Genomic DNA, 8,214 nt, shown 5'->3' with positions numbered 1-8,214 from the left:
GCGTACGGGTGGCGGGGCGCGTGCTGTTCGTGGGGGACGCGGCGGGCTACGTGGACGCGCTGACCGGCGAGGGCCTGACCCTGGCCGTGTCGGCGGCGGGCGAGCTGGTGCGCTGCGTACGGGCGGGCCGGCCGCAGGCGTACGAGCAGGCCTGGCGGGACCTGTCGCGCAGCTACCGCACCCTCACCGCGTCCCTGCTCTGGGCCCGTCACCAGCCGCGGCTCGCCCCGCGGATCGTTCCGCTGGCCGCCCGGCTGCCGCGGGTGTTCACGGGGGCGGTGAACCTGCTGGCATGACGCGGCACCCCGCGCAGGGGGCGCGGGGTGCCGGTCCGGCGGCGGGGCCGCGGGTCAGGCCGAGTTCTCCTGACGGTTCCTCAGGGCCAGTCCGGCGAGGACTGCGCCGGTCGCCGCGCACAGCACGACGGTCACGCCCGCCCAGGCCAGGGTGCCGCCCACGGCGCCGGCCAACGGGTCCAAGCCCGCCGATCCGCCGAGCACGTGCAGAGCCACGACGCCGGTGCCCGTGACCGCGCCGGCCCGCCACACCCCCGGGGTGTCCCGGAGCGCCACGAGGGCGCCGATTCCCAGGCAGAGCACCGTGACGAGGAGGGGCAGGAAGCCGGCGGGTGCCGCGGACGGCAGGGCCGTCAGGTCGGCCGGCAGGTGCAGGGCGCCGCTGACCAGCAGGGTGAGCGCCACCGGCCAGCGCAGTACGTGCCGCAGCGCCGGGGAGCCGGCCGGTTCGTCGGCGGGGGCGGTGCGCCGGCGCGGCTCCTCGTGCCGCTCCTGGTGCCGCGCGTCGTACAGCTCCCTGTACGGCAGCTCGTACGGCTCCTCGAACCGCTCGTCGTACGGCTCGTCCTCGGGTTCGTGGTGGCGCTCCTCGTCGTCCGGCTCGGCGGCCCCGGGAGGCCCGGCGCGGCGCTGCCGGTCCTCCGTGCCCGGCTCGTCCTTCCCGAGGATGGTGACCAGCAGGGCCACGTCCTCGATGGACCGCCCGACGGCGGCGGCGCGCAACGTGATGTCCGCTTCGACCACCTCGTGCGGGGGCTCGCCCAGAAGGGCGACCATCCGCCGCACGTCCTGTACGGGCCGGGTCACGGCGGCCGTGCGCAGCGCCTCGTGTCCGGCCTCGGGCAGCCGGCCGCCCTCCTTGAGGAGGCTCACCAGGGCGGTGACCTCCTCGAGGGGACGGCACGTGGCCGCCGTGTCCAGCAGGGTCCGCATGCGCTGTGTGTTCGGCGCGTCCGGCGCGGTGGAGTCGGGGGTTCCGCGGCGTTCTTCGGGTGGCGTCGTCGCGAGGGTGATGGGGTCATTCATGGAAAGCTCCGTTCGCCGACGCGCGGGTCCACACATCGCGCGCCGGTCATCGTGCGTCATGGGAAGCGCACGCTTTGTTACATTGAGTGCCAGTTCTGCTCACTGCGCCATTCGGGGCGGGCAAACGGGGCGCTTCCCCGTCGGCCCGCCCCGGCCCGCCCGGGTCCCCCGGGGGAAAGGTCGTCGGCGTGACCGACATTCGCCAGGTCCGTCGCCGGTGCGCGCTGCTGCCGCCGGTGCTGCTGCTCCTGCTGGGCGCCGCCGCACCGCCGCAGGGGCCCGCCGCTGACACGGGGCCCGTCGTGACCACCGAAGGGGGCGCCGTACGGGGCCGGTCGCACGGCGCCTACCGCACCTTCGAGGGGATCCCCTTCGCGGCTCCCCCGACCGGCGCACTGCGCTGGCGGCTCCCGGAGCCGGCGCCCCGATGGGAGGGCGTACGGGACGCCGGGGCGCCCGGTGCGCGCTGCGTGCAGCTGCCCGTCCTCGAGCCGGGCGCGCCGATCGGCTCCGAGGACTGCCTCTACCTCAACGTCACCGCTCCGCCGGGCGGCATCGCTGCCGGGGGCGGGGGCCGGCTCCGGCCCGTCATGGTCTGGTTCCACGGCGGCGGCTTCTTCAGCGGCGCGGGGGATCCCTACCGGCCGGACCGGCTGGCCGTGCGGGGCGGGGCCGTGGTGGTGACCGTCAACTACCGGCTGGGCGTCTTCGGCCTGTTCGGCCATCCCGAGCTCGGCGGTGCTCCCGGCTTCGCCCTGGCGGACCAGCGGGCGGCACTGCGCTGGGTGCGGGCCAACGCGGAGGGCTTCGGCGCGGACCCGCACAACGTCACCGTTTTCGGTGAATCGGCGGGGGCCCTCAGCGTCTGCGCCCACCTCACCTCCCCGACCTCGGCGGGCCTCTTCCAGAAGGCGATCGTGCAGAGCGGGTCGTGCTCGACCACCATGCCTCCCCGGTCGCTGCTGCCCGGCCTCGGCACGTACGAGCCCTTCGTGCCCGAGCGGCGCACGGTCGAGGAGGGCGTCCTGGCGGCGGCCCGGCTCGGCTGCGGCCGGCCCACCGGCGCGCTGGACTGCCTGCGCCGCCTGGACTCCGGCACCCTCGCGACCGCCGAACTGATGCAGCGCTTCTCCCTGGTCCCCTACGGCAACAGCACGCTGCCGGTGGAACCGCGGCAGGCGCTGGAGGCCGGGCGGTTCCACCGGGTGCCGGTGATGCAGGGCGCCACGCAGGACGAGATGCGCCTCTTCCTCGCGCAGACCCTGGCCGCGTATCCGATCGGCGACGAAGCCGCGTACCGGGCCCGGCTGGAACTGTCCTTCGGCGCCTCGGCCGCCCGTGCCGTGGAAGCCCGCTATCCGGTCTCGGCCTACCCGACCCCTGCGGTGGCCTGGGCCACCCTGCTGACGGACGCGTCGTTCGTCTGTCCGGCCTTGCGGGACGGCAGGGCGCTGGCCCGGCAGGTGCCGACGTACGAGTACCGGTTCAGCGACCGCGGCGCGCCCAACTTCCCCGGTCTGCCGGAGGCGCCGGGGCTGCCGTTCGGCGCGACCCACGGCTTCGAACTTCCCTACCTGTTCACGATGGCTCCGCTGACCGGCCCCCAGCAGCAGCTCGCGGACCGGATGACCGGCTACTGGACCGGATTCGCCCGCACGGGCGTCCCGGCCGCGCCGGGAGCGCCGCCATGGGCCCGCCACGGATCGGCGGCGGCGGTGCTGTCCCTGGCGCCGGGCGCGGGCGGGATCCGCACGGTGGACGCGCGGGCCGAACACCACTGCGCGTTCTGGGACGCGCGGTGGCCCGGGGTCACCACTTCTGGGTGATGACGGTGTGCTCGTCGGTGCGGAGGGTGAGGGTGCCCGTGTCGCCGTAGACCTGGCGCCGCCATGCGGTGAACACCGCGGCGATCCGGCGGGCGTCCTCGGCGGCGCCCTTGCCCACCTCCCTGGTGGTGAAGGTGATGCGCGCCTCGCCGACCACGCGGACCTTGCGGACGCGGGTCTCCCGGACGCGGATGTCGTCGTCCTGGTCGGTGCGGCGCTCGTCGTAGTAGGCGTTGAAGTCCCGGGTCATGTCGAACCAGTCGGCCGGGCCGCAGGGGCCGCCGCCGTTCCCCATCTCGCCGTCGGTGGGCGGGCCCACGTATCCGCCGGTCTCCTGGTCGGTCGGCGGGCCGGCGGATCCGCCCGTCTCCTGGTCCGTCGGCGGACCGGCGGGGGCTCCCGTGTCCTCGTCGGTGGGCGGACCGGCGGGGGCACCGGTCTGCTCGTCGGTCGGCGGGCCCGCGTAGGCGCCCGTCTGCTCGTCGGTCGGCGGGCCCGCGTATCCGCCCGGCTCCTGGTCCGTCGGCGGGCCGGCGTCCCCGCCGGTGCCCTCGTCCGTCGGCACGTCGAGGTCGCACTCGGCCGGGGCGAGCGTGGGTACGCCGGCGGGCGGCGCGGCCTGCCCCGCCCGGGTCGTCCCGCACCCCGCCAGTACGGCACACAGGAGCCCCGCCACCACCACGCGTCCCACGCACCCCGCTGCGATCGTCATGACCGTCCCCCTTTGGTCAGCAAGAGGAGATCCCGGCCGTGCCGGTTCCGCCTCTCACCCACCCGGTCGCGGCGGCTATGCGAGCACGACGGGATCCCCGACCCTGACCGTTCCGGGTGTGAGGACCTGCGCGAGCACGTCGAGCCGGTTGTCGTGCGCCCTGGCGATCGCCTTCAGGATCAGCGGCGTGTGCGGAAGGTCCTGCTGGGCCTGGTTGGTCATCACGCACCGCTCGCTGGAGCGCAGCAACTCGATGTGGAGGGTGTCTCCCAGGCGGGCCTTGCGGCCGATCCACTCGTCCTCGACGAACGGCGGGGTGCCGGGCGGGGTGCGCAGGAGGATGTTGGGACGGAAGCGGCGTTCGTCGACCGGCACGCCCGGCACCTGGTTGCGGATCCAGTCGAGGGTGGCCGTGGTGAGGATGCTGAGCGGCAGCTGGTCGAAGTGGGAGACCTCGCCCTCGCGGGCCAACTCGACGTCATCGCGGCCGAGATAGGTGCGGAGGTAGGCCGTGGGATCGGCCACCACGCGTCCGTGAGGGTCGATCAGTTCGGGCAGGCCCGGCTCGTGGCCGCCCGGCGCGAAGCGGGAGCGCAGGTGGAGCAGGCCGTCCATCCGCCGGAAGCGCCGGGTGTTCTTGCCCGACCCGAACCTGCCGTCCGCGTCCCGTACCGCGTACAGCCGGTCGCCCACCAGGCCGCGCTCGTCGACCCGTACGCCGCGCAGCAGTTCGCCGCCGGTCGACTTGATCGGGTACCGCCACAACCGCTCTGCCACGCCCACGTTCTCCGCCACCGGCACGACGGTACTACGGTGGATTCATGACCCGTTCCCTGGTCCGTCCCCTCCTCTACCTCGATGTCGACGGACCGCTCATCCCGTTCGGGGCGGGCCCGTACCCGCCCGGGGACGATGCCAACCCGCTGCTCGCCCGCATCGATCCGGCCCTGGGGCCGCGGCTGGCGGCGCTGCCGTGCGATCTGGTGTGGGCCACGACCTGGATGGCCGAGGCCAACGAGTGCGTCGCGCCCCGGCTCGGCCTCCCGGAGCTGCCGCTGGTGATCTGGCCGGAGCCGTCCGACGAGGACGGGCGGGGCGGGATCCACTGGAAGACCCCCGCCCTCCTCGCCCACGCGGCCGGACGGCCCTTCGTGTGGGTCGACGACGAGATCACCGACGCCGACCGGGACCGGGTGGCCGCCCGGCACCCCGGCCGGGCGCTCCTGCACCGCGTGGATCCCGGGCGGGGACTGACCGACGCGGACTTCAACGCGCTGTGGGCATGGCTCCGTTCGGAATGACGGCCGAACGGACCCTAGGCCCACGACGCCTCGACCAGGGAGCGTTCCGCCGCCGCGAGGTGGGTGGCCGCGGCCAGCCAGGCCCAGGCGTAGCCGTCGGGCGAGGAATCGGTGAGGCGGCCGAAGGCGTTGCGGGGGCGGCGGTCGGCCTCGGCGGCGAGGTCGGCCGACAGCTCCGCCGCGGCGGTGAGCCCGGCCCGGCGCAGCGGGCCGTACGAGGCCACGGGCTCCGTACCGCGGGCCGCTTCCGCGACGGCGCGGCGGCCCCCGGCGACTCCGGTCTCCAGGAGGCGGCGTACCCGCCACAGCGGGGAGTCGGCCAGCGGGTCCGGGCCCTCGGCCACTGGGACCGTCCCGGGGGCTTCGGCCTGCGGCGGGAAGTGGATGCCCTGGAGGCGGTCGTAGCCGAGGTCGGCGCGGCCCAGCCATTCCTCGGGCAGCCGTAGCGTGTACGGCGCCCCGGGCACCGGGCCGACGGCGAGGGGGCGCAGCGTGGCGGCGCGGTCCAGGTCGGGGCGGCCCAGGACCCGGAGCCGGAGTCCGGGGTACGAGGCGATGCGCCGCAGGTTCGCCGTGTGCGCCAGCTCCGGGTGGGGGTGCGCGGGCAGCAGCCGCAGCAGCGGTGCGTCCGGGCGGGCCTCGCGGACGAGGAGGTGTTCGCCGGCCGCGCCGACGACGGTGACATCGCAGCCGAGCAGCGCGGACTCGGCCGCCACCGGCTCGGCCAGCAGCTCGGCGACGGCCTCGGCGGCCGGGCGGGCGAAGAGCGGCGCGGCGGGCTGCTCGGTCCAGGGCGTGCCGCGCAGCGGGGTCGCCCTGACCCCGCGTCCCGCGCCGAGCCGGCCCTCCGCGGAAACCGTCGCGCCGACGATGCGCAGGCCGCCGCGGGCGAGACCGGCGTGGTCGAGGGTGGCGCCGCCGAGGGCGACGGAGGCGGAGCCGGCTCCGCGGGCCCGGGCCAGGCCGCCGGGGCGGACGTCGGACACCGAGTAGCGGGAGCCATCGGGGGCGAGCAGGTGGGTGACGACTCCGCCGTAGCCGGTGGCGGAGAGCACCGGCTCCCGGCACAGGCCGTGGACCTGGAGGCTGCCGCCGGGTGCGTAGGCGCGGCGGGCGGTGCCGGTCAGGACCGGGTCCGCCGCGCCGGAGGCCAGCAGTCCGGCGGTGTGCAGGAGTTCGCGGAAGGCTCCGGTGAGGGCGCCGAGCCGCTGCGCGGCCCGGCGCTCCCGGGCGGCGCGCAGGCCGCGTACGACCCGGAGGGCGGCCGCCTCGGCCCTCGGCAGTCCGGCGAGGCGGGCGGTGTGCGCGGCGCGCAGCAGCTCGGCCTGCACCACGGCTCCGCCGGCCGTCACTCCGGCGGCGAGGGCTTCGGCGGCGGCGAGCCAGAGCGCGGCCGCGGCGCCGAGCTGGGCCTCGGTGAGGGCCGGCGCCGGGTCGGTGGGCTCCGCGGACCCCGGCTCCGCCGGGGGGCCGGGCTCGGGCTGTTCCGCGGGCGGTTGCGGCGGGGCCGCGTCCGCGAGCGGGGCCGCGCCCAGTGCGGCGGCCCGGTGGAGGCAGCGGGGCGCCAGCAGGCAGCTGCAGGTGGCCTGTCCGGCCTCGGTGACCGTCCCGGCCGGGCCGGGGCGCAGGGTGACGAGGGCGTCCTCGCCGAAGCTGACGGTGACGCTGCCGTCCGCCGCGCGGACGGCGCCCGCCGCGCAGCTCTCGGTTGCGGCGTCCAGCTTCTTGCGCAGGCGGGCGGTGAGGTTCTCGACCGCTTCGGCGAGCACCTCGGGTGCGACGGGCGGCAGTTCGGTGCTCAACGGGACTCTCCACGGAGGCGGTCGCCCACCCAGCGGGCGAGGGCGAGGGGGCTGAGGGCGGCCACGGGCATGCCGGCCGCGACGAGTTGCCGTGCGACCGGGACCGAGTACCGGGGCGTCCCCGCGTCGTCGAGCGCGGCGCAGCCCATCAGATGGGCGCCGGAGGCGGCCAGCGCGCGGACCTCGCCGAGGAGTCCGCCGATCGGGGCGCCCTCCTCGAAGTCGCTGACCACGACGACGAGGGTGCGGCTCGGGACGGTGATCAGGGTGCGGGCGTGCGCGAGACCGGCGGCGATGTACGTGCCGCCGCCGACGCGGACCTCCAGCAGCAGGGAGAGCGGGTCGTCGACCCGGTCGGTGAAGTCCACGACCTGCGTGGAGAAGGCGAGGAAGTGGGTGGACAGGGTCGGTACGCCGCCGAGCACGGCCGCGGTCAGGGCCGACCAGATGACGGAGGCCTCCATCGAGCCGGAGACGTCGACGACCAGGATCAGCCGCCAGTCGGCCTCGCGGCTCGCCCGGGTGCTGAAGACGGGCCGCTCGGGTACGACGACCACGGTGCCGTCGTCCCGTCGCCGGGTGTGCGCGAGGTTGGCGCGCAGGGTCCGGGCCAGGTCGAGCCTGCCGCCGGGGCGGCGGGTGGGGCGCGGGGTGGCGAGGCCGGAGAGGGCCGGGCGCAGGCGGGTGGCCAGCTCCTTGGCGAGCTCGTCGACCAGCCGTTTGACGAGGGGGCGCAGGCGGGCGAGTTGGGCCTCCGGGAGCCCGCCGGCCAGGGACAGTACGGAGCTCAGCAGTTCCACGGAGGGCCGTACGGCCGCCGGGTCGAGCTGGGCGAGCACGTCGGTGCGGCCTGCGTCGGCGGCGCCCGCGAGCACCTCCTCCCGTACGTCCGCGCCGAACAGCGCCTCCAGCTCCTGCGACCACTCCCGGGCCGTGGGGAAGGAGGCCTCCTGGCCGCCCCCCTGGCCGGATTCGAGGTCGGATGCGCCTTCGCCGGCCCCGGCGCCGTACAGCTCGTCCAGTGCGTGGGCGTAGCGGCGGGCGCCTGCGGGCAGCCGCTCGCGCTCGCGTCCGAGCAGCAGCCGCCAGCGGTCGGCCGGGGCGAGGCGGTGTTCCACGGCCTCGGGCGTCGGGGCGGCGGGCGGGGCGGCCGTGAAGGAGAGGAGGGCCGCGGCGGCCGCCGCGGTCGGGCCGCGGCGCGCCCCGCAGACGGAGGCCGCCGGGTCCGGCCCGGCCGACGCCCGTCCCGCC

Annotated in this window: 8 protein-coding genes; 3 read left to right on the top strand and 5 right to left on the bottom strand. The window is 76.5% G+C overall.

Going from position 1 to position 8,214, the window contains the following annotated elements; genetic code table 11:
- Positions 1 to 296, top strand: a 296-nt coding sequence (locus tag PV721_RS38300; protein WP_416371269.1) for an NAD(P)/FAD-dependent oxidoreductase, incomplete at its 5' end; no start/stop codon positions are given.
- A 54-nt stretch (positions 297 to 350) separates the two neighbouring features.
- On the opposite strand, the gene PV721_RS38295 is transcribed toward PV721_RS38300, so the two are convergent.
- Positions 351 to 1,322: a hypothetical protein gene (locus tag PV721_RS38295; RefSeq protein WP_319732707.1), complete on the bottom strand. Its 972-nt coding sequence runs from the start codon at positions 1,320 to 1,322 to the stop codon at positions 351 to 353.
- 188 nt (positions 1,323 to 1,510) lie between these two features.
- Here PV721_RS38295 and PV721_RS38290 point away from each other — a divergent pair, with 188 nt between their 5' ends.
- Entirely contained in the window at positions 1,511 to 3,148 is a 1,638-nt protein-coding gene (locus tag PV721_RS38290) for a carboxylesterase/lipase family protein (protein WP_319732705.1), read from the top strand.
- Here the strand turns inward: PV721_RS38290 and PV721_RS38285 are convergent.
- On the bottom strand, positions 3,132 to 3,860 hold the full coding sequence (locus PV721_RS38285) for a hypothetical protein (RefSeq protein ID WP_319732703.1): 729 nt from the start codon (positions 3,858 to 3,860) through the stop codon (positions 3,132 to 3,134). The two genes, PV721_RS38290 and PV721_RS38285, sit on opposite strands and share 17 nt — an antisense overlap.
- A gap of 75 nt (positions 3,861 to 3,935) precedes the next feature.
- The gene (locus tag PV721_RS38280) at positions 3,936 to 4,655 is read right to left on the bottom strand and encodes an MOSC domain-containing protein (protein ID WP_319732701.1); all 720 of its coding nucleotides are present in this window, start codon (positions 4,653 to 4,655) and stop codon (positions 3,936 to 3,938) included.
- A 26-nt stretch (positions 4,656 to 4,681) separates the two neighbouring features.
- Here PV721_RS38280 and PV721_RS38275 point away from each other — a divergent pair, with 26 nt between their 5' ends.
- The gene (locus tag PV721_RS38275) at positions 4,682 to 5,161 is read left to right on the top strand and encodes an HAD domain-containing protein (RefSeq protein WP_319732699.1); all 480 of its coding nucleotides are present in this window, start codon (positions 4,682 to 4,684) and stop codon (positions 5,159 to 5,161) included.
- Positions 5,162 to 5,175: 14 nt separating this feature from the next.
- Here PV721_RS38275 and PV721_RS38270 read toward each other — a convergent pair whose 3' ends face one another.
- The gene (locus PV721_RS38270) at positions 5,176 to 6,963 is read right to left on the bottom strand and encodes an SWIM zinc finger family protein (protein ID WP_319732698.1); all 1,788 of its coding nucleotides are present in this window, start codon (positions 6,961 to 6,963) and stop codon (positions 5,176 to 5,178) included.
- On the bottom strand, positions 6,960 to 8,214 hold a 1,255-nt coding region (locus PV721_RS38265; RefSeq protein WP_319732696.1), incomplete at its 5' end, for a VWA domain-containing protein. The genes PV721_RS38265 and PV721_RS38270, both read right to left, overlap by 4 nt.

Origin of the sequence: Streptomyces sp. MB09-01 (genome assembly GCF_033794505.1) — a bacterium.
Taxonomy (GTDB): Bacteria; Actinomycetota; Actinomycetes; order Streptomycetales; family Streptomycetaceae; genus Streptomyces.
This window is presented reverse-complemented; position numbering and strand designations above follow the sequence as displayed.